Genomic DNA, 19,250 nt, shown 5'->3' on the forward strand with positions numbered 1-19,250 from the left:
GGACCTTCGGCATCATCGGGTATGACCTGTTGCCCTGACGATGCATATCGATTCGAATCACGATGAAGGGAGAGATGGAGAAGGAGGAGCCATGCGAACTCCCGCCATCGTCGTCGCCACCGACGGCGCCGCAACAGGCTCGGCAACAGTGCGGTGGGCGGCCCGCGAGGCCGCACGCCTGGACATGAATCTTCGTGTCGTGCACGTGCTGGACTGGGACTGGAACACCGCCCGCTATGAGTTCGACGGCGGCAGCTTCGAGATGGCCCGCAGCCTCGCCGAGAAGGTGACGGCGGCGGCAGCAGCGACCGCCCGGGCGGTGGCGCCGCGGGTCGAGGTCACGGAGGTGACCCTGATCGGCAATCCGGCCGCACGGCTGCTCGACGCGGCCGAGGCTGCGGAGTTGCTGGTTTTCGGCAGCCGGGGACACGGCGGCTTCGCCGGGCTGCTGCTCGGCGGGGTCAGTCAGCGGCTCGCCACCCACGCCCCCTGCCCGGTGGTCGTCGTGCGGGGACGCGCCGACGCCACCGAAGGACCGGTAGCCGTCGGCGTCGACGACTCCGACACGACCGAACACGTACTGTCCACAGCGTTCGCCGCCGCGGCTGGCCGCGGCACCGGCCTGGTCGCTGTCCGCACCTATCTACCGGCCGTGCCGCTGTACTACGGCTATGCCGTTCCGGCGGCCACGATCGCCACCCCGGAACAGGACACCGCCGAACGCACCCGCCTGCAGGAACAGCTCGCGCCGTGGCGGGTCAAGTACCCCGACGTCGCGGTCGAGACTCTGGTGTCGCACGACAGCGCGGCCGGCGTGCTGGTCGGCGTCTCGCACGGCACCCAGCTGGTCGTGGTCGGCAGCCGCGGCCACGGCGTGATCGTCGGCTCCATGCTCGGCTCCACCGGGCTGCAACTGCTGCACCACGCCGACTGCCCCGTCTACGTGGACCGTCCGCGCGAAGAACATCGGTGACTTCCCCGGACCGTCCGGCGGTTCCCGCGACCGTGGACGCGCTGACCGTGGACGGCGGGATCGTCTCGACCCGTGCGATCACCCCGCGCTACCGCCGGGCCATCACCAGCCTGTACACCGACGCGTCACCGGAGAATCTGCGCCTACGGTTCTTCGCCCACCCCGGCTGCGCCACCCTGGCCGCCGGGATCGATCGGCTGTGCCGCCCGGAGTCGGACAGGTTCCTGGCACTGCTGGCCTACGAGGGCGACCGTCTTGCCGGAGTCGCATCCTGAGGTCGGCAAACGACACGGTCCCGTCTACGACAGCCGGAACGCGCAGTCCGCGCCTTTGCGCTCATGCCGCCCTACCTTCCATAGCGAGCCCGGATTTGATATTTATCTGGGCTGACGCGGGCGAGGTAGGTATGGCTTTCATGCTGGCTGCCGTCCATGGTTCAGGTGGCATCGCCGCCTGCCTCGTCTGCTCTTCCTGACTGCTGATCGGGCTCTGCGATCCATCGCTGTGTAGGGCGTTGACAGCGGGAAGAGCGCGCGGTGACAGGCCATGGGAGAAGGGAGTCAGATGGCTGTCGCGGTCGGTGTCGACGTGGCCAAGGAACTGCACTGGGCTGCCATCGTTCACATCGAGAGCGGAAAGCTGCTGGTCAGCCGCAAAGTCGCCAACGAGCCAGCGGCGATCGAGGAACTGATCGAACAGATCCGTGCGGTCGAGGCCGAGCATGGCCCAGCGACCGTCGCGATCGACGTGCTCGGCGGGATCGCCGGGCTGCTGCAGGTCATGCTCACCGACGCGGGCCTGCGGCTGGTTCATGTATCCGGGCTGGCGGTCAACCGGGCTCGCCGGGCGACCCGCGGCGGGGAACACAAGTCCGACCCGCGTGACGCCAAGGTGATCGCTGACCAGATCCGGCTGCGCGCCGAGGAACTGCGTCCCGTCACGGCCGACACCGAAACCGACGCGCGGCTGCGGCTGCTCACCGGACGCCGACGTGAACTGGTGGTCGATCAGACCCGCCGCATCGGCAGGCTCCGCGACCTGCTCGCCTCCATCCACCCCGGGCTGGAACGTGTGCTGGACCCGACCAACAAGGCCGACGCCGCACTGCTGGCCCGCTACGTCACCCCGGCCGAGATCCGCCGCGCCGGCCGGACCAGGATCGCCGCCTATCTGCGTACCACCGGCAGGCACAACGCCAGCGTCATCACCGCTCTGGCCGACAAAGCGCTGACCGCAGCGGGCGGGCAGCGCATCACCGTGCCCGGTGAAGCCGTCGCCGCCGACATCGTGCGTGACCTCGCCCGTGAAGTGCCGGCCTGCCGGGACAAACTCACCACGATCGACACGAATCTCGCCGAAACCATGGCCGACCACCCTGACGCGGCCCTCATCCAGTCCCTGCCCGGGATGGGGGCAACCCTGACTGCCGAGTTCCTCGCCGTGGCAGGCGGCATCACCCGCTTCACCAGCGGCGACCAACTCGCCTCCGCCGCCGGGCTCGCCCCCGTACTGCAACAGTCCGGGAAGATGCACTACCTGCGCCGAGCGAGCGCCGGCGACAAAACCCTCAAACGGATCTTCTACCAGTCGGCGTTCTGCGCCCTGCAACGCGACCCCGCCAGCCGCGCCTTCTACGACCGCAAACGATCCGAGGGCAAACGACACCACCAAGCCCTCATCGCCCTGGCCCGCCGACGCATCAACGTCCTGCACGCCATCCTGCGAACCCGACAGCCCTACCGAACAAACTTCGCTCTCGCGGCTTGACTCAGGCATTAGGCTGCCACCTACGCCGCCTGGCGGCGGCAGCCCCACGGTGGATACGCCGACCTTCCCGGCATCGACAGGGACCAGGCCGGCACCATGCTCGGCAAGGCGCTTGCCGAGCACGCCGGTCGGCAACCACCGCAGCTGACCGCACAAATCCTCACCGCGTACGGGACCACGATCGGCGCTGGCACCATGGCCTTGGAGGACCTGTTGATGCGTCTGGGCCGACTCGCCGAGGACCAACCGGCGATCGCCGAACTCGCCGTGAGCCTCCTGCTAGACACCTTTCGCGGTCAGGGTCTGGCTGGTGATGGTGGAGATAGACCTGTTCCGGTGAGGTAGCCGTCGATCAGACGGGTGCGGTATTGCATGCGTTTGAGGCGGTTCTTCACCGCGGCGGCCAGGCCGGTCGCGGTGTGGTTGGCGAGGCTGCCTTTCATCGTCGACCAGACCTTCTCCACCGGGTTTCAGTTCCGGCGCGTACGCGGGCGGCTGGTAGACCCGCAGCCAGTTCCGGGCGGCGGTAGCCGCCCGCATCGCGGGTGTCCTGTGCGCCGACAAGCCGTCCCAGACCAGCACGATCGGCGCCTTCAGCTGCTGATGTGCGGCATCCAGCAGCCGGATCAGGTCCGGTGTGCGGAACCCTTTGGGGTCGCCCTTGCGGCCGCGGTAGAGCAGGGTGCGGTAGATCAGCCGGGAGCGTTCACCGGGCCGGTAGCAGCACAACCCTGCCACCGAGACGCGGACGGTGCCTTTGGCGGTCACCTTCACGACCGGGGTGACGCCGCGGGGCGCCCAGGTGGTGGCCTTGTGGGCTCTCAGCGTCTGGCCGCATTCGTCGGCGAACACGATCCAGGCGGACCTGCGTGCGGCGACTCTTTTACCGCCGGCCAACGCTGCTTTCCGATCCTGCGAACGATCCGGCTGTCACTGCCGACCGAGACCACCATGCTGTTGCGAGCGTCGATACGACTATCAGTCGCCGGGCCCGTGTGCCGGGGTCTTCGTGTCGAGGACCTGCAGACGTCGCGTGTACTCGTCTTCGTCGATGTCGCCGCGGGCGAACCGTTCAGCGAGCATCTGCTGCGGCACAGGTCCATGTGTCACCGGCCCCCTACGGAGCACGTCGCGGCCGGTATAGCGCGCCATAGCGACGATACCGGCGGCTACCAGCCCCCAGAACAGCAGGCTGTTCACGATCATGAGGAACATGCCCCACCCGTTCATGCCGTTGCCGTAATACATCATCGCGCTCTCCTCCAATGTCGCTCAGGTGGCCGGTGGCTGGCGCTGCCTGAACCGGCCGTCAGTAGGGGCAGCGGGCCCGGCTTCGGACGGCAGTATGTGAGTGCCAACGGACGTGTCCGAACGATGAGCCGATCGCCGTCCTCTCTGGTGAGGACACGTTCACCATGCTCAGCAATACTCCGCCTGTGCTACCGCCCAACGGCACCTCATGGAGAGCCGGAGGCCCTATTGCAGCAGCAGGGACGAGAAGGGCCAGACGGCGGGCTTTACGGTGCGAGGCTACAGGCGTCCAGGCGGGCCGATCCCCCGGATCGCTGGCCGAGCGTCGCCGGTGTGTACCCGTGATATTCCGAGGCCCGAGGTGGTGGCCCTCCGTCGCCCCTTCGGCCAGTGCTCGGGCTGCATCGCCATCTGACGAAGGATGTGGTCTGCGACCGTCCCTTTCACCCGGTTTTGGTAGCGGTGCCACGGAGACTGTCGTCGCCGTGGTCGCCGGTAAATCGCACGGCGGCCACCCCCGGCACCGTACGCGTCAGTACGGTGACTACCGTCCGCTGCTGCTCGTTCGGGAACCCGCCGTCGACCGTCGCGACGCCGGCCTCGACGGTGACGGTCCACCGGCCGTGGCTGCCGGCGTAGTCGTCGAGACGGTGTTGCACGTCTGCGGCAAGCACACTGTCGCCGCGGACCATCGCTTTCAGAATGTCGCGGCGGCTGAGAATACCGACGACCCGGTGGTCCTGCAGCACCGGCAGGCTACGCACGTCGTTGTCGAGCATCAGTTGCGCCGCGTCGGCCACATCAGCGTCGGGAGTGATGGTGACCGGGCGCTCGGACATCGCCTCCACCACGAGGCCGGGGCGGCGCTCCGCACCGACGCCCGCGTCCGGATGATGTCTCGGATCGGTGGCGAGCTCGGCCGGCACCCGATGCCATAGCAGATCGCTGTCGCTGACCATGCCGACAAGCCGTTCGTCGCCGTCCACTACCGGCAACGCGGTGACGGCGTACGTGGTCATCAGCTCGGCGGCGTCCTCCACCGGCGCATCGTGCCGGACGACGTACACCGAGCTGGTCATGATGTCGCGGACTCGCATGATGGTTCCTCCTCGATCGTGCACGCGCCGCGGTGCGACGCGAAACAGCTCCTCGATCGGTGCGGCGATGAGGGTCTGCCAAGACGGGATTCGAGGCAGACCGGAGGGCGCTGCTTACGGGTTGGTCCACAGCCGTTGTCGAGGGCCATGATTCGACCGTTCGCTGCGTCGCCAGGCACCGTCAGGGCCGAACGTCCCGGCAAGCCGGGACGTTCGGCGCACCGGCCCGCGCTACGGATCACCGCGGTCATCTCGCGGCGATCGGTGCGGGCGACGGGAGCAGACGTTCTCACCACGTCGAGCATCATCGAAACGCAGCCTCCGCCTCTTCGAGCTATAGCGCCGCCGACCACCTGCAGGGACATGTTCCCGCGTGCCACCAGGGGCGATAGGCCCTACGCCTTGTCGCCCGGTCGGCCTAGGTTGGAGCGCGGGAAGCCCACATGTCAGCCACCCGACTGGCCGCTGCGGCTGCTCTGGAGGTGAAGACATGAACACCTCAGCAACGACTCGCATCCTCGCCGGTGTGAGCGGGTCACCGGCCAGCCGCCGGGCGGTCGAAGCGGCCGCCCGTGAGGCGCAGAGCCGCGCCTTGCCTCTGCATCTGGCGCATGTGTTCAACTGGCTGCCGGACGCTACCGCCGATCCGAGGGCTGCCAGAAGCATGCTGCGGCGGGCGGCCGTCGCCACGGCCCGTATCGCGCCGACCCTCGACATCACCACCGAAATGGTGGAGGGCCATCCGCTGACCCGGCCTGTTGCACCTGTCCCGGCACGCGGCGCTCACGGTCATCGGCGACGGGAACCTGAACGACTTGACCTGCATGCCTCGGGAAGCGATGGCCGTGCAACTCGCCGCGCGCGCCTTCGGCAGTGTCGTGGTCACCAGGGCGTGGCCTGCCCCGGAAGGTCCGGTCCTGGTCGGGGTGGACGGCTCTGCTGCGGCGGAGCCGGTTCTCGACTTCGCGTTCGACGCGGCCGCACAGCGGCGGCACTGGCTGCTTGTCGTGCATGTCCTCGAATCCGGGAACCGCGCGGACGCGCTTGAGAGGATGGTCGCCTCTCGTGCGCTTGCGTCCGGCATCGACGCGCGACTGCGCGTCCTGGATGGTGACCCGACTGCGGTAATGGCCCGGGAATCGCAGGAGGCGTCCCTGATCGTCGTGGGTGCACGTGGCCGAGCGCCCTTCCACGGGCTGCTGGGGTCGGTAGCCCAGACGTTGCTGCACCACGGCCGCGCATCGGTTGCCGTCGTCCGCGGTACCGTGCCCGAGTCCTGTCGGCCCGTGCATAGCGATGCGTCCACCAGCCACCACGCCATCGTATGTGCCCGAGTGGCCGAACCTCCGGCTGCCCGGCATGCACCACGGGCCACGTCCCGGTGAAAGCGGTGACCGATATGGTCGGCGCCGCTCCCATGCCGGCGTAGAGACCTCCGTTCTGCGATCCCGGCAACGGATTTGTCAAGTCTCCGTACTGGCGCGAAACAGTATTTTCCGGTCGGGACCATCGGCCCTGCCCCGCTTCGACGCCAGGCGCAACCGTGGATGGGCACGCTACGAACCGCGAGCCGCTCGCCCGCCGATCTCGGAGCGTGCTGAAGGAGTCCTCGATGAATACCCTGAGCACCGTAACGATCATCATCGCGGCGGTACTACTGCTAGTACTCGCTCTATCGGTACGCATCGTGAAGCAGTACGAGCGTGGGGTGCTGTTCCGTCTCGGCCGCGTCATCGGCGTTCGCGAGCCCGGGCTGCGACTGATCATTCCCTTTGTCGACATCATGCGCCGGGTGTCGATGCGCGTCGTCACCATGCCGATTCAGTCGCAGGGCATCATCACCCGCGACAATGTCAGCGTCGACGTCTCCGCGGTCGCCTACTTCCGGATCGTGGACGCGGTCAAGGCCGTCGTGGCGATCGAGAACGTCAAGGCCGCCATCAATCAGATCGCTCAAACCACCTTGCGCAAGGTGGTCGGCCGGCACACCCTCGATGAGACCCTCTCCGAAACCGACAAGATCAACGTAGACATCCGCACCATCCTCGACGTCACCACCGTCGACTGGGGCGTCGAGGTCACCCTCGTCGAACTCAAAGACATCCAGCTCCCCGAAACGATGAAACGTGCCATGGCCAAACAGGCGGAGGCCGAACGGGAAAAGCGCGCAAAGATCATCAATGCCGAAGGCGAATCACTCGCCGCCGCGGCACTCGGCGACGCCTCCGACACCATGATGGCCCACCCGCTCGCCCTGCAACTGCGTAACCTGCAGTCCCTGGTCGAGATCGGCGTCGACAAGAACACCACCGTCGTGTTCCCGGCGCCCTTGATGAGCACGATCGGCGAACTCGGCACCTTCCTGGCGCGCGAAGCCGCCGCCGCCACACCCGCCACTCCGGCACGCCCGCTGCCGCCCAACGGCAACACCCTGCCCGGCCTCGTGCCTCCGATCACCCCGACTCCATAGAGCCCGCGCTCGCGTTCACCCAGCAGCACTCTTTCCGATACATGGAAACGGTCGATGCACTGCCGACCAGACCTCCCAGCGCGCCTGCCGGCCACCGCCATCGAGCTGGCGCACCACCGCTCACCCGACGGGTTCAGCGACAACCTTCGGCCCGGGAGACCAACATCGGTGATACAGGCTGAGCAGATCGTGACGGCACGAAGCGATGGATACCGGAATCCTCGATCTCGAAGGTGAGTCGGTTATGAATGGTGAAGGCATCACCCGCCCGGGGTCCCCGGCTGGCCCCGCCGGCAGCTGTGCCCTAGCCTCGAGAGAACAGTCACGTGTCTGATGACCGTCTGTCGCTCCAGACCTCGGCGACCCCGCTCAGCCGATCGATGCTGGAGACTCGGATGCAAATAGTTCCCAGGAAAATCGTCGTGCGGCCAGCGCCTACGGCAGCGCCAGATTGCGCCGACTGTCGATCAGCGTCGCTGAGCGCGCACCTCAACGCGCTGATCGACCCCATCTCACGCGGAAGCAGGGACGCATTCGTCACTCTCTTCGATCACACGCGAGGCGCCGTGCGGGCCGGCATCGACGCACGCCTTCGCGACTCGCAGACCGCGACGGCAGTCTTCGCCGGCACCTACGTCGAGGTGTGGTGGCTCGCCGGCTGTCACACCAGCCTCAATGAGGACGTCATCACGTGGATCGACCGCATCGCCGAACGGCGCAGCGCAGAAGCCGGACAGCGCCCAAACCCACCAGCACCTTCGAGGGAACCCGCATCGGCTGACGTCGCCGATCCGCAACACCTACGGGTCGCGTTGGAACTCTCCTCGCTGTTGGGACGGCCAATGGATCCCCTGGCGCGCATTGATCTGGGACGGTGCTGACACCGGCCACCGCCCACCCGCCCAGCGCCCACCAGAATTTCATCGGGCGCCCAGGATGATCGTGTGGCGCGGCGCAACGGCCTCCTCGCACGGTCCGAGCCGCCGGGTGACGGAGCGCGACCTACCGGGCGTCTAGGACACGACAGGAACCGGCCGCGCCCGATGGACGATGCGCTGGAAGCCTATGCTGAACGCCTTCGGTGACTACACTGCTCGCCAGTGCGGAGCGCCGTCGGCCCCGGTCCGATGAAGAGGATGCACGCGAATGTTGATTATCCTCAACGCCGCCGCAGTGAGTTCACCGACTGGACGAATCGGCTGGCCTGGACAGGCGACGGCGTGCCTCCCGGCACCGCGTACAGCCCGGCCAGCGACGCGTACCCGTGCGAAATTGCCTGCCTGACGGCTCGGAGGGCTGCTCCCCGGCGTCGACGATGGAGGCGTCTCCTATGTCATCATCTTTGGCACCACCGACCGGGACATGGGGACGGGCGCCCGGCGCCGTGGCCACGAAGCGCCGAAGGATCGGCGGGCGCTCCAGCCACCTCGACTTCGGTGAGGTGGACCGGCTCCCGGGTACCACGCGCCAGGACGGCGACGCCGCCTGCCGTACGGACATCGGCAACCCAGTTCGCCCGCCTGCCGAACATCGACACCAGGAAACGCTCGCCCTCGTGGACGCTCATGACGAGCGGGCGGGAGACGATGCGCCCGCTGCGTCTGCCGACGACCTCCAGCGAGACCCACGTAGCCGGTGCCAGGCGCCCGGAGGCGAACTGCACGGCGGAGATCCGGTTGAGGATGCGGGCCAGCCAATTCGGGCGGCCGCCGCGATACATCCACCGCCGGAACCGCCCACCGCCGCTCACGACATCGCTCCGGAGCAGGCATAGAGCTCCATCAGCTGGAGGCGGGCCGCGTGCAGGCGTTCCGCCACCACGTGCCCAGGACCAGCCGAGCACCGTTTGGGGCCCGATCCGCTCGACGACGATGTCACCACGGCCGGGAACGTGACAGTCGATCACCACCTCGCCGACCTGCAGCGACCAGAACCGGTCGGCAACGGCATCCTCCCGGAACAGCCGTCGACCGGCCGGGAGATAGACCGGACGTCCCGCCGATGCCAGTCGTCGAAGCCACGTGGCGGGAAATTCGGCGACAAAGTTCATGCAGGGTCAGCTGGTCGAGAACACTGAGCGACGTCACGCCATCACTTCCGATGGATACCTGCGGTGCGGATGCCGGTGGTGCGGCAGCCCTACTCAAGCGACGCCGAAAACCGTGCCGGGGGTGAGCAACTCGCGATCGTCGACGTCGAATCCCAGCGCATCCACGACCTGAACCACTCCGGCGACCTGCCGGATGAAACGAACCAATCGTTCGGCTGTGGAACGGTGGCCGACCTGCCCGGCGACACTCACCACACCGGCCTGCACCTCGGCGGTGACCGGCTGACCGTCGCTCTCGTCGCCGAGAAGGCAGGCGGAGAGCACGGCCACCACGTCCGCCCGGATATCGTCGTCAGGCCGAAGATGGACCTTCAACAGGTCGCCGCCGCGGCCGGCGGCCTCGTCGTGCTGGGCCGGGCGATCGACAGCATGATGGACCGGATCGCCGTCGGTTACGAGGCCCAGCGCCGATTCGCCGCGAACGCGTCACACGAGTTGCGGACCCCGCTCGCGGTTCAGCGGACCCTGATCGAGGTCAGCATGGCCGACGAACTCACCGCCGACCAGCTCGACCTGCTCACCGAGCAGTTGCTGAGCACCAACGAGCGCAACGAACGCCTCGTCGAAGGGCTGCTCGTCCTCGCCGAGAGCGACCGCGGCCTGGCCGGCCGGATGCCGATACGCCTCGACCTGATCACCGCCGCCGTACTCGACGCGCACCGCAAGAGCGCGGCCAAAGCCGGAGTGACGATCACCAGCGACCTGCAGCCCCGGACCGTGTTCGGCGAACAGGTGCTGCTGGAACGGCTGGTCACCAACCTCGTGCAGAACGCCGTGAAATACAACCGGCGCGACGGAACCATCGACGTCCGCGTCGGCGACGACCCCGCCCTGATCGTCGTCAACACCGGCGACGACGTACCGTCCGAGATCGTGTCGAGCCTGTTCGAGCCCTTCCGACGCGGGTCGGGCACCCGCGTCGACCACAGCGGCGGCGCAGGACTCGGGTTGGCGATCGCCCGGTCCATCACCCAGGCCCACGACGGGCTGATCACCGCCTCCTCGACCGGTCAGGACGGCCTGCGTGTCGAGGTCTCGCTGCCGACCGGCCCACTACGCGACTGACGCAGCGGGCACCTTCCGACCGGCGTGCGCCGTTCACGCCGGTAGCCCGTACTGCGCCACGGAGTGGACCGTTCCCTCGGCCAGCCGATAGGACAGGCCGACGACGGCGCACCGGCCGGCCGCCACCCGCGCGGCCAACGACTGCGAGCGCTCCACCAGCCCCGCGACGGTACGCCGGATGTGTTCGTCGACGAACTGGTCGATGTCGGTGAGTCCTTTGGCCCGCGCGGCGAGCACGCTGGGCATGACGCGTTCGACCACGTCTCCGAGGTAGCCCGCCGGCGCCGTGCCCCCGCGTTCGGCCGCCGCGGCCTCGATGACAGCGCCGCAGGAGTCATGACCCAACACGACGACCAGGGGCGCGCCCAGCACGGTGACGCCGTACTCGATGCTGCCCAGCACCTCCGCCCCGGCGACGTGCCCGGCGGTCCGCACCACGAACAGGTCACCCAGCCCGCGATCGAAGATGATCTCCGCGGCGAGGCGCGAGTCCGAACAACCGAACAGCACCGCGAACGGGCGCTGCCCCGGCGCCGACTGCGCGCGGCGATCAGCGTCCTGGTGGGGATGCAGACGCTCGCCACGCACGAAGCGTGAGTTGCCGTCCAGCAGCATGGCGTACGCCTCAGCAGGCGTGGACTGGCCAAGATCAGACATGCGACCAACCTAAGCCGACGGCGCCCGTACCGCCGCCGGATACCGACTGTTGGACGGCGACCGCTACGCTCAGCCCGAGCTCGCCCGTACGGCGATCGCGCCGGAACCTTGCGGCCGAGAATACCGCCCATTGCGGAGCTCACGGCGCGGCTCGCGGGCCGGATCACGGGGAGGAGGCGACCTACCGATGCCACTGTCGGCGTTCTCGCCGGCCCGTTCTCGGTACTTGAGCGTGGCGGCGCTGGTCATGACGGTGATCGGGACCCTCCTTGGGGCACTCGCCGCCTGGCTGTTCTACCAGTCGGGAACGCACTGCCGCGACGGCTGGCCCACGCTGATCGCCGTCAGCTATCTGCTCTTGATCATGGCACCGGTAGCCGGCGTCGTGATAGCGCACATCGCCCTACACCAGGCCCGGTCCACCGGCCGGCGGGCGTCGGCCTGGGAGATCGCCGCCGTGGCAACCGGCTGGAGCGTGTTCGCCATCGTCGGTGGGGTCGCAGGCATCTTCGCCCTCATGATGATCCTGTTCAGCAACGGGCTGCCCTGCTAATCCCCTTCCTCATCACTTCAGAGCCGGTCGGAATCCGGAGCGGCGGAGAGCGACTCGGCCACTGCCGACGGCGTTGACCTGAACGAGCAGGGCGGGGGCAACCCTCGCCGTCATCATCTCCATGTCGGTCTCGGCGCACCACGCACGAGCCCGTCGGGTGTCGATCCAGCAGAAGGACCTCGGAGAACACCTGTCATTGTCGATAGACTCAGCGGCCATGGCGACGGAAGCGGTGCGGATGATCGCGGGCCGTTACCGTCTGGCGGCCGCGGTGGGCCGGGGTGGGATGGGCGCGGTCTGGCGGGCCTATGACACGTTGCTCGACCGGGAGGTGGCGGTCAAGCAGATCTGGATCGCCGGCGCCGACGAACTCGACGATCCGGACGATCCCCTGGTACGGCGGGCGTTGCGGGAGGCGCAGGCCACTGCCCGGATCCGGCATCCGCATGTGGTCACGGTGCACGACGTGGTCACCGATCGGGGCCGGCCGTGGCTGGTGATGGAGTTGATCAGCGGACAGTCCCTGGCCCAGGCCATCACCGAGCACGGCCTGCTGACACCGCGGCGGACGGCGCAGATCGGGTTGCCGGTGCTACAAGCGTTGCAGGCCGCACACCGGGCCGGGATCATCCACCGGGACGTGAAACCGGCGAACATCATGGTGGACGACACCGGCCGGGTCGTGTTGACCGACTTCGGGATCGCGATGGTGGGGGGCAAGACGGCGCTCACCGCGACCGGGCAGCTACTCGGTTCGCCGTCCTACCTGGCCCCGGAACGCATCAACGGCCGGCAGGCGGGCCCGGCGAGCGATCTGTGGGCGTTGGGCGTGACCCTTTACACGGCGGTCACCGGCCGGTCACCGTTCCAGCGCGAGGACACCCAGGCCACCGTCGCCGCGGTGCTGACCGCCGAGCCACCTGCCCCCGCCCACGCCGGCCGGCTCTGGCCGGTGATCAAAGGACTGCTGGCCAAGGACCCCGACCGTCGGCTGACCGCCGAACAGGCCGCACCGCTGCTGACGAAAGCCGCCGAGCCGGATGACACGTCCACCGGGCAGGGTCCCGGATCGGCCCGGCCGGCGACCGGCCACACCCGGCGCCGCAGACCGGCGGCATCACGCCGGACCGGCACCGACAGCCTCGACGACGTGCCGGCGACCCTCCACGCGCCGCCGCCCACCCTCGCTGCGCCCACCGGCCACCTGCCCTCAGCACGGCCGCAACCGCAGACCACACCACCAGAACCCCCACCCGTCGATCCCGGACACGAACTTGCCACCGTCACCGCCGTTACAGCGTCCTCCAGCAGCAGCCCACAAGACCTCGCCGACCGAGCCGACCTCGAACCGGACCGAGCACCGGTAACCGGCCACACGGCCGACACACGGCCTATCCCAGCCGCCGTGAGCGCGCCCGCCAACCCTTCAGCCATCCGGGTCACCGTGCTACCGGCACAGCGCATCCCCGCGGACCTCCCGTCATCACGGACCCGGGCGCGCCGCACCATCGCGGCAGGATTGGCCGTCATCGTCATCGCCGCCGCGGCAGCCCTCGTCTGGCAACTGAAAAGACCGGACACCCCCACCGTGGCCGGGCTGCCGACCTGGACCATGACCAGCACTTTCACCGGTCATTCCACCGCGGCCGGTACGGTGGCGTACAGCCCCGACGGAGAACACCTCGCCATCGCCGGCGACGACAAGACGGTACGTGTCTGGAACCTCGGCACCGGAGAAGTCCGCACCCTCACCGGCCACACCGGCGAGGTGCGTTCCGTGTCGTATAGCCCCGACGGAACCCATCTGGCCACCGCCGGCAGCGACAAGACGGTGCGCGTCTGGAACCTCGGCACCGGAAAGCCGAGCATCCTCACCGGCCATACCGACATCGTCGACAAGGTGGTCTACAGTCCTGACGGGCATCACCTGGCCACCGGCGGCTGGGACAAGACGGTGCGCGTCTGGGACCTCGGCACCGGCGAGTCCCGTGCCTTCACCGGCCACACCAAACTGGTCAATGAGGTGGTCTACAGCCCCGACGGGCATCACCTGGTCACCACCGGCTTGGACGACACGGCGCGCGTCTGGGACCTCGGCACCGGAGAATCCCGTACGCTCACCGGCCACACCAACATGGTCGCCGAGGTGGCATACAGCCCCGACGGGCGCCACCTGGGCGTCGGTAGTCTGGACGGTGCGGTGCGCGTCTGGGACCTCGGCACCGAAAAATCCCGCACCCTCACGGGCAACGTCGCTGCACCGCTCCATAGCATGGTTTACAGCCCCGACGGGCGTCACTTGGCAGCTACCGGCTTCGGTGACACGATCCGCGTCTGGAACCTCGACACCGGCCTATCACGCGTCCTCACTGGTCACATCGGCCCGGTCGGCGCGGTGGCGTACAGTCCTGACGGACGACACCTCGCCACCAGCGGTAGCGACAAGACGGTTCGCGTCTGGGACGCGGAGACCGGGGAATCTCAGCCCCTCACCGGCCACCCCGGCGTGGTCAGCGAGGTGCTGTACAGCCCTGACGGGCGGCACCTCGCCACCGTCGGCCTCGACAACACGGTTCGGATCTGGACCCGCTCGTAGCAGCTCAATGGACTCGCATCCGATCGGCCGGACGCACGCTCTCGCCACGGCAGATCGGGATGGAGGCCGCCGACCGTGCACCGCAGCTTCCTGTCGTGGACGGTCAGCAGCGGCTGACGGCCCGGCACGCCGTGACCGGATCATCGCGGCGAACCTCCCGGCGGAACCGGCTGGACACCTCCTCATCGCGGTCCCCGGTGCTGTCGCCTACAGGCAGCGCTGAACATCCTCGACGCCGGAAGAGGTCGCTGCGGCACGACATCGTCAAAGCTGTCTGCGGGCTCCTCGACGGCGAGGACGGCCTGCTCAGGTGATGCGCGTCTGTTGCCGGTAGACCGAGACCGGACAGCCGTGCCGCCAGGCGGCGGCCTCGACCGGGTCGTTGATGGTGGCGGGGACCGGCTCGGCGGAGTCGGTGGTGCCGCCGGTTGTCACCAGGACTCGCAGCGGGCTCAGCCGGGGCCTGCGGTCCTCGTAGAGGACCAGTCCGCACGATGGATCGGCCGGGTCCGGTGCGTCGGCGATCGCCCGCCAGCCGGCGCGCTGAATATAGTTCATCCAGCCGACCAGTTCCGTAGCCGCGCGGCGCACGTCGCTGTCGGGATGCCGGTCGATGGTGTCGGCGTCCCAACCGTCTTCGACGAGGTCCGCTGGGACCATGATGCCGTCGACGGCGTAGATCCGGTAGCCATCGGGCCACGCGGCGGCGGGTCCGACGGTGCTGTGCAGCCGACTGTTCAGCCGGTTGAGCGGCTGGCGTTTCGGCGGGCTGCGCCGCCAAGGGAAGACCTTTTCGTGCACGCTGTCGTCCGGTCGGATGTGCGGTGGTCCCGTGGTGGTGCGCATCGTCGTCGGGCGCTCGGCGATCACGACGAACCGGGTGTGGGGCCACCACCAACCGGCTCGGGAGGCGGTGATGAAGTCTCGGATGACGGTGACGGCGGTGTCCTGCTCAGGGTGGTCGTAGGTCGTGTGTGAGACGGCCCGGTCGAGCTGGTCGCTGTACTGGTTGTCGAAGTGGCCGACCGGGTATCGCAGAACCTGGCGGTCAGTGCCGACATGCTGGTGGACGGCCTTCTCGATGGCCTGATGCACAGGCCGGGCCCGGTCGTCGACATCCGAGCCCGGGCTGCTGAGACCGCGGCGGGCTGGGATCGCGGCACGAACGGTTCGGAGCGCGTCGTCAAGCCGGCTACCGAGCCGCTCCTGGGCCGGGTCGGCGCATCGCATCCGCAGCCCGGCGAGACGCCACCGGAACACCCCGCCGGCGACCGCACTTGCGACGACGGCCGGCACCAGCGTGACGACAAGCATCGTCACCACCCACGCCACCGCCGATCGGCCGTTCCATCCGGTGACCTCACCCACTGCCCATCCGGCCATCATCCCGACCGGCACGGGCAGGACGACGGTGAACAGCATCGCCATCCCCGCCATCTTCGACGTGTCGGCGATCTCGTCGAGAGCGGTCCGGACGGTAGGAGGTTCAGCCACGCCGTTCCTACCAGCCGTCTTGATCGCGGTGAGGATTCGCTTGACGGTCAGATCACCGGTAGTCCCGTTCGTGTCATCCATCCTGATCAGCGCGAAAGTCGCCATCGCCAGGAGGGCGGCGACGACTGCACCGACATAGGTGCCACGTGCCATCCACTCCACCGGTTGACCCTCGACGACGGCCATCACCGGTCCGCCCACGATGACGACCGCCAGGAGCACACTGGACACAGCAGCAGCGATCCCGTACTCGATCAGGCCGGCCACTACCGGCCCGATCGATCGCCGGGCCAGTGTTCTCCACGCCTGTTCCCGCTCGCTGCGTATCGTGTGCTGCCGGGAGAGGCCGGCCGCGAGCAGCTGACCGGCCGGCGGCGACGGCGCCCAGATCACCTGGTCGGGCCACGGCAGGGCGGCGTGGTGGTAACAGCGCCGGACGGCGGCGACCACCTCGGCCCGCTCGGTGTCGCTGAGAAGGCCGCTCCGGGATCATGGCCGGACCGGTTCCCGGGACCGGCGTGCGGTGGTTCGTCTCACGACACCCCCTCGACCTCTGTCGATGATACTGAGCCGAGAGGCATCGCGGGATCGTGAATGTCGGGTCGGCCGGACCTCAGGGCTTCCGAGCCAGGCCCGCCCAGTAGTAGGCGCCGTTGGGGTCCTCGGGCTGCTCGCCGTCGGGATGCCAGGCCATCACCGGGACCACGCCGGGATCCGCGAGTTCCCAGTCGCCGAAGAACCGTTGCACGCCGGCCCGGTCGCGGGGGACCAGGATCATGCCGGCGTCGGTGGCTGCCCGCACGATCGCGTCCATCGCGGCGGGGTCGAAGTCCTGACCGGGGTGGGTGATCGCCAGGTAGCTGCCCGACGGCAGCGCATCCATCAGGGTCCGGACCGCGGCCCACGGGTCGTCGCTGTCGCGGGCCAGCATCAACACGGCGATCATCAGCAGGGCGACCGGCTGATCGAGGTCGAGGACCGTGCGCAGATCGGAGTCGGCGAGGATCTGCTTCGGGCGGGTGAAGTCCGCGTCGATGTACGCGGTCCGGCCCGCCGGGTCACCGACCATCAGCGCCCGGGCGTGGGACAGCACCAGCGGATCGTTGTCGACATAGACGACCCGGCTGTCGGCCGCGATACCCTGGGCGATCTCGTGCACGTTCGGCCGGGTCGGAATCCCGGTGCCGATGTCCAGGAACTGGCGGACACCCGCCCCGGCGAGATACCGGACGACCCGATGCTTAACGATCCCCACGGATAGATCCGGGGGATTTCCCTCCGGGACCGGTAGGTCCTGGATTCCCAGCTCGGACCGCATCTGATCCACCGTCCCGGAAGGAGGCGATCTGATGTCTTACGTCGTCGGCACCGGCACGGCGGCGTTCAGCCGTGGCGAGGATCGTCCTCGCGGCGTTGAGGTCGCGGCAGGCGGTGTAGCCGCACGCGGTGCACTCGAAGGTTCGTACGCCCAGTCCGAGGCGGAGATTGGCTCTCTCCCCGCACCCGGAGCAGGTCATCGTGGTGTAGGCGGGCGGTACCGGCACCACCTTCCGGCCCGCCCGCTTGCCACGCTCGATCAACTCTCGTTTGCAGGCGCCGATCGCCGCGTCGGCCGCTTTGCGGGCCATCCGCGACCGGGCGAGGAACTTCGGTTTGAAGTCCTCGACCGCGATCAGCGCGTGGTGGTCGATCAGGTTCTTGGCCCAGATGCGGGCGTCGTGGGTGTTCTGCCGGGCCGCTTTCTTCGCGACCCGGGCAGCCTGTCGTTTCGCCTGTTGGTAGCCGTTCGACTGCGGCTGGCCTTTCGGCCGGCGGCGGCGGGCCATCTTCCGCTGAGCCCTGGCCAGCTCGGCGGCACACCGGCGACGGTGGCCGAGGTGCGGCAGGTCGAACGCCGGATCAGTGGTGGTGGCGGTGGTCTTCACACCCCAGTCGACGCCGATCCCGGGCAGGTCCGCTTCCGGTGTGTCGGCCCGCTCGCGGCGGACCACGAAGGACGCGTCCCAGTGGCCGAGGCTGTCGCGGTAGACCCGCACGGAGGTGGGCCGGGACGGCAGGTCCCGGGACCAGACGACCGGGACGAAGACCCTGCCGGGCAGCCGCAGGCGGCCGTCGGCCAGGGCGAAACCGTTGCGGGTGTACTCCAGGCTCGGCAGGGCGTCACGCTTACATTAGCTTCCCGAACGTCGGTTTCCGGCCGGTCTTCTGCTGGTGGACGGCCTCGTTCCACAGCCACCGGCAACAGCCCCATTCGTCGAGCAGTGCGGCCTGTGCCGTGCGGCCGGGCCGCAGGCGGTAGGTGTAACGCACCGTCTCGGACATACCAGACACTATACAGAATCGACCTATATGGTCCCAGTGTGGACGAGGTCAGGTCGAACAACAACGTCGTGTACCGCTGCCACTACCACGTCGTCTGGTGCCCGAAGTACCGGCGCGAGGTCATCGACGGCAAAGTGGACGAACGCCTCAAGAGATCATCCGCGAGGTCTGCTTCGAACGAGACGCCCTCATCGAGGCGATCGAGACGATGCCCGACCACGTGCACCTGCTCGTGGTCGTCGACCCGCAGTTCGGCATCCACCGTCTGGTCAAACAGATCAAAGGCCGCTCGTCACGGCTGCTGCGCCAGGAGTTCCCGCACCTCAAGTCCCGGATGCCGACCTTGTGGACGAACTCCTACTTCGTCGCCACGACCGGCGGCGCAACCCTGGAAGTAATCAAAAGGTATGTCGAGAACCAGCGCAACGTGTGACCAGACACCCATCCGCCTTGACGGCGGATGGGCTACCCCCGACCTGCTCCGCAGAGGTCCCGTTTCCTCCCCACGGCTAAAGCCAGGGGTTTCCACGGAAGGCATTCGATGAAGGCACGGTTCTCCCGGGCCATCTCCGGGATCGCCTGCGCGAACCGTGCGCCCATCTCCCGGTCGACGGCGAAGTTGTCCTTCCCTCCGATCCACCAGTCGTACATCCGGGCCGAGTGCGGAACGCTGATGTCCAGCCCAGCAGGAACCTGCTCACTCGTGCCGACGGCCTCGTCGCGTGACATGCAATGCCCCATTCATGCCTGTCTCGATCTGTCTGCCCGTATGCACCCTACCGATGCCGCATACCGTTGTGGATGCCGCCCGCGATGGCGAGGCGGCGCGGGTGGACCCGCGGCTCACGTCGGTCACCTCGCCCGCGCCATCGGATCTTTGTCGTAGCCCTTCGAT

General features: G+C 68.3%; 19 protein-coding genes and 3 pseudogenes. 11 read left to right on the forward strand and 11 right to left on the reverse strand.

Going from position 1 to position 19,250, the window contains the following annotated elements:
- The first annotated feature begins 91 nt into the window (after window positions 1-91).
- The 3 genes from Q0Z83_RS20805 (at window position 92) to Q0Z83_RS20815 (ending at window position 2,740) form a co-directional block, all read left to right on the forward strand.
- Window positions 92-973 (forward strand): universal stress protein, encoded by an 882-nt coding sequence (locus Q0Z83_RS20805; protein WP_317795625.1) that lies wholly within the window; start codon window positions 92-94, stop codon window positions 971-973.
- Window positions 970-1,248: a hypothetical protein gene (locus Q0Z83_RS20810; RefSeq protein WP_317795626.1), complete on the forward strand. Its 279-nt coding sequence runs from the start codon at window positions 970-972 to the stop codon at window positions 1,246-1,248. The genes Q0Z83_RS20805 and Q0Z83_RS20810 overlap by 4 nt, the downstream gene beginning before the upstream one ends.
- A gap of 289 nt (window positions 1,249-1,537) precedes the next feature.
- A complete protein-coding gene (locus Q0Z83_RS20815) occupies window positions 1,538-2,740 on the forward strand; it encodes an IS110 family RNA-guided transposase (protein WP_317795627.1) in 1,203 nt (400 codons plus the stop codon).
- A 279-nt stretch (window positions 2,741-3,019) separates the two neighbouring features.
- On the opposite strand, the gene Q0Z83_RS20820 is transcribed toward Q0Z83_RS20815, so the two are convergent.
- The 3 genes from Q0Z83_RS20820 to Q0Z83_RS20830 all read right to left on the reverse strand — a co-directional run bounded on the left by Q0Z83_RS20820 (window position 3,020) and on the right by Q0Z83_RS20830 (window position 5,088).
- The gene (locus Q0Z83_RS20820) at window positions 3,020-3,592 is read right to left on the reverse strand and encodes a transposase (protein ID WP_317795628.1); all 573 of its coding nucleotides are present in this window, start codon (window positions 3,590-3,592) and stop codon (window positions 3,020-3,022) included.
- A 126-nt stretch (window positions 3,593-3,718) separates the two neighbouring features.
- Window positions 3,719-3,991 (reverse strand): SHOCT domain-containing protein, encoded by a 273-nt coding sequence (locus tag Q0Z83_RS20825; protein ID WP_317795629.1) that lies wholly within the window; start codon window positions 3,989-3,991, stop codon window positions 3,719-3,721.
- A gap of 443 nt (window positions 3,992-4,434) precedes the next feature.
- A complete protein-coding gene (locus tag Q0Z83_RS20830; RefSeq protein ID WP_317795630.1) occupies window positions 4,435-5,088 on the reverse strand; it encodes a CBS domain-containing protein in 654 nt (217 codons plus the stop codon).
- A gap of 490 nt (window positions 5,089-5,578) precedes the next feature.
- Between Q0Z83_RS20830 and Q0Z83_RS55850 the strand changes: the two are divergent.
- The 4 genes and pseudogenes from Q0Z83_RS55850 to Q0Z83_RS20840 all read left to right on the forward strand — a co-directional run.
- Window positions 5,579-5,800: pseudogene (locus Q0Z83_RS55850) on the forward strand (universal stress protein); the annotation flags it as partial.
- A gap of 127 nt (window positions 5,801-5,927) precedes the next feature.
- Window positions 5,928-6,473: a universal stress protein gene (locus Q0Z83_RS55855; RefSeq protein WP_378079088.1), complete on the forward strand. Its 546-nt coding sequence runs from the start codon at window positions 5,928-5,930 to the stop codon at window positions 6,471-6,473.
- 227 nt (window positions 6,474-6,700) lie between these two features.
- Window positions 6,701-7,558: a slipin family protein gene (locus Q0Z83_RS20835; RefSeq protein WP_317795631.1), complete on the forward strand. Its 858-nt coding sequence runs from the start codon at window positions 6,701-6,703 to the stop codon at window positions 7,556-7,558.
- Window positions 7,559-8,124: 566 nt separating this feature from the next.
- Window positions 8,125-8,439: a hypothetical protein gene (locus tag Q0Z83_RS20840; RefSeq protein WP_317795632.1), complete on the forward strand. Its 315-nt coding sequence runs from the start codon at window positions 8,125-8,127 to the stop codon at window positions 8,437-8,439.
- A 455-nt stretch (window positions 8,440-8,894) separates the two neighbouring features.
- On the opposite strand, the gene Q0Z83_RS20845 is transcribed toward Q0Z83_RS20840, so the two are convergent.
- Together Q0Z83_RS20845 and Q0Z83_RS20850 are read right to left on the reverse strand one after the other, a co-directional pair.
- Window positions 8,895-9,608 (reverse strand): nitroreductase/quinone reductase family protein, encoded by a 714-nt coding sequence (locus Q0Z83_RS20845; protein ID WP_317795633.1) that lies wholly within the window; start codon window positions 9,606-9,608, stop codon window positions 8,895-8,897.
- A 93-nt stretch (window positions 9,609-9,701) separates the two neighbouring features.
- Entirely contained in the window at window positions 9,702-9,941 is a 240-nt protein-coding gene (locus tag Q0Z83_RS20850) for a BON domain-containing protein (protein WP_378079085.1), read from the reverse strand.
- Between the two features lie 30 nt (window positions 9,942-9,971).
- On the opposite strand from Q0Z83_RS20850, the gene Q0Z83_RS20855 reads away from it, so the two are divergent.
- The gene (locus Q0Z83_RS20855; RefSeq protein WP_317795635.1) at window positions 9,972-10,733 is read left to right on the forward strand and encodes a sensor histidine kinase; all 762 of its coding nucleotides are present in this window, start codon (window positions 9,972-9,974) and stop codon (window positions 10,731-10,733) included.
- Window positions 10,734-10,766: 33 nt separating this feature from the next.
- On the opposite strand, the gene Q0Z83_RS20860 is transcribed toward Q0Z83_RS20855, so the two are convergent.
- The gene (locus Q0Z83_RS20860; RefSeq protein ID WP_317795555.1) at window positions 10,767-11,390 is read right to left on the reverse strand and encodes a carbonic anhydrase; all 624 of its coding nucleotides are present in this window, start codon (window positions 11,388-11,390) and stop codon (window positions 10,767-10,769) included.
- Window positions 11,391-11,622: 232 nt separating this feature from the next.
- On the opposite strand from Q0Z83_RS20860, the gene Q0Z83_RS20865 reads away from it, so the two are divergent.
- Both Q0Z83_RS20865 and Q0Z83_RS20870 read left to right on the forward strand, forming a co-directional pair.
- The gene (locus Q0Z83_RS20865) at window positions 11,623-11,943 is read left to right on the forward strand and encodes a hypothetical protein (protein ID WP_317795636.1); all 321 of its coding nucleotides are present in this window, start codon (window positions 11,623-11,625) and stop codon (window positions 11,941-11,943) included.
- Between the two features lie 217 nt (window positions 11,944-12,160).
- Window positions 12,161-14,539, forward strand: coding sequence for a WD40 repeat domain-containing serine/threonine protein kinase (locus tag Q0Z83_RS20870; protein WP_317795637.1), 2,379 nt, complete (start codon window positions 12,161-12,163; stop codon window positions 14,537-14,539).
- 306 nt (window positions 14,540-14,845) lie between these two features.
- Here the strand turns inward: Q0Z83_RS20870 and Q0Z83_RS20875 are convergent, their stop codons facing one another.
- From Q0Z83_RS20875 to Q0Z83_RS20890, 4 genes and pseudogenes are all read right to left on the reverse strand, one after another.
- Entirely contained in the window at window positions 14,846-16,483 is a 1,638-nt protein-coding gene (locus Q0Z83_RS20875; RefSeq protein WP_317795638.1) for a DUF6745 domain-containing protein, read from the reverse strand.
- Between the two features lie 163 nt (window positions 16,484-16,646).
- A pseudogene (locus Q0Z83_RS20880) lies at window positions 16,647-17,273 on the reverse strand (SAM-dependent methyltransferase); the annotation flags it as partial.
- A 1-nt stretch (window position 17,274) separates the two neighbouring features.
- Window positions 17,275-18,189, reverse strand: coding sequence for an RNA-guided endonuclease InsQ/TnpB family protein (locus Q0Z83_RS20885; protein ID WP_317797106.1), 915 nt, complete (start codon window positions 18,187-18,189; stop codon window positions 17,275-17,277).
- Between the two features lie 10 nt (window positions 18,190-18,199).
- Window positions 18,200-18,355: a helix-turn-helix domain-containing protein gene (locus Q0Z83_RS20890; RefSeq protein ID WP_317795571.1), complete on the reverse strand. Its 156-nt coding sequence runs from the start codon at window positions 18,353-18,355 to the stop codon at window positions 18,200-18,202.
- Between the two features lie 38 nt (window positions 18,356-18,393).
- Here Q0Z83_RS20890 and tnpA point away from each other — a divergent pair.
- A pseudogene (gene tnpA, locus Q0Z83_RS20895) lies at window positions 18,394-18,788 on the forward strand (IS200/IS605 family transposase).
- A 32-nt stretch (window positions 18,789-18,820) separates the two neighbouring features.
- On the opposite strand, the gene Q0Z83_RS20900 reads toward tnpA, so the two are convergent.
- Entirely contained in the window at window positions 18,821-19,084 is a 264-nt protein-coding gene (locus tag Q0Z83_RS20900) for an SAM-dependent methyltransferase (protein ID WP_317795639.1), read from the reverse strand.
- Between the last annotated feature and the right edge of the window lie 166 nt (window positions 19,085-19,250).

This window comes from Actinoplanes sichuanensis, assembly GCF_033097365.1.
GTDB classification, from domain to species: Bacteria; Actinomycetota; Actinomycetes; order Mycobacteriales; family Micromonosporaceae; genus Actinoplanes; species Actinoplanes sichuanensis.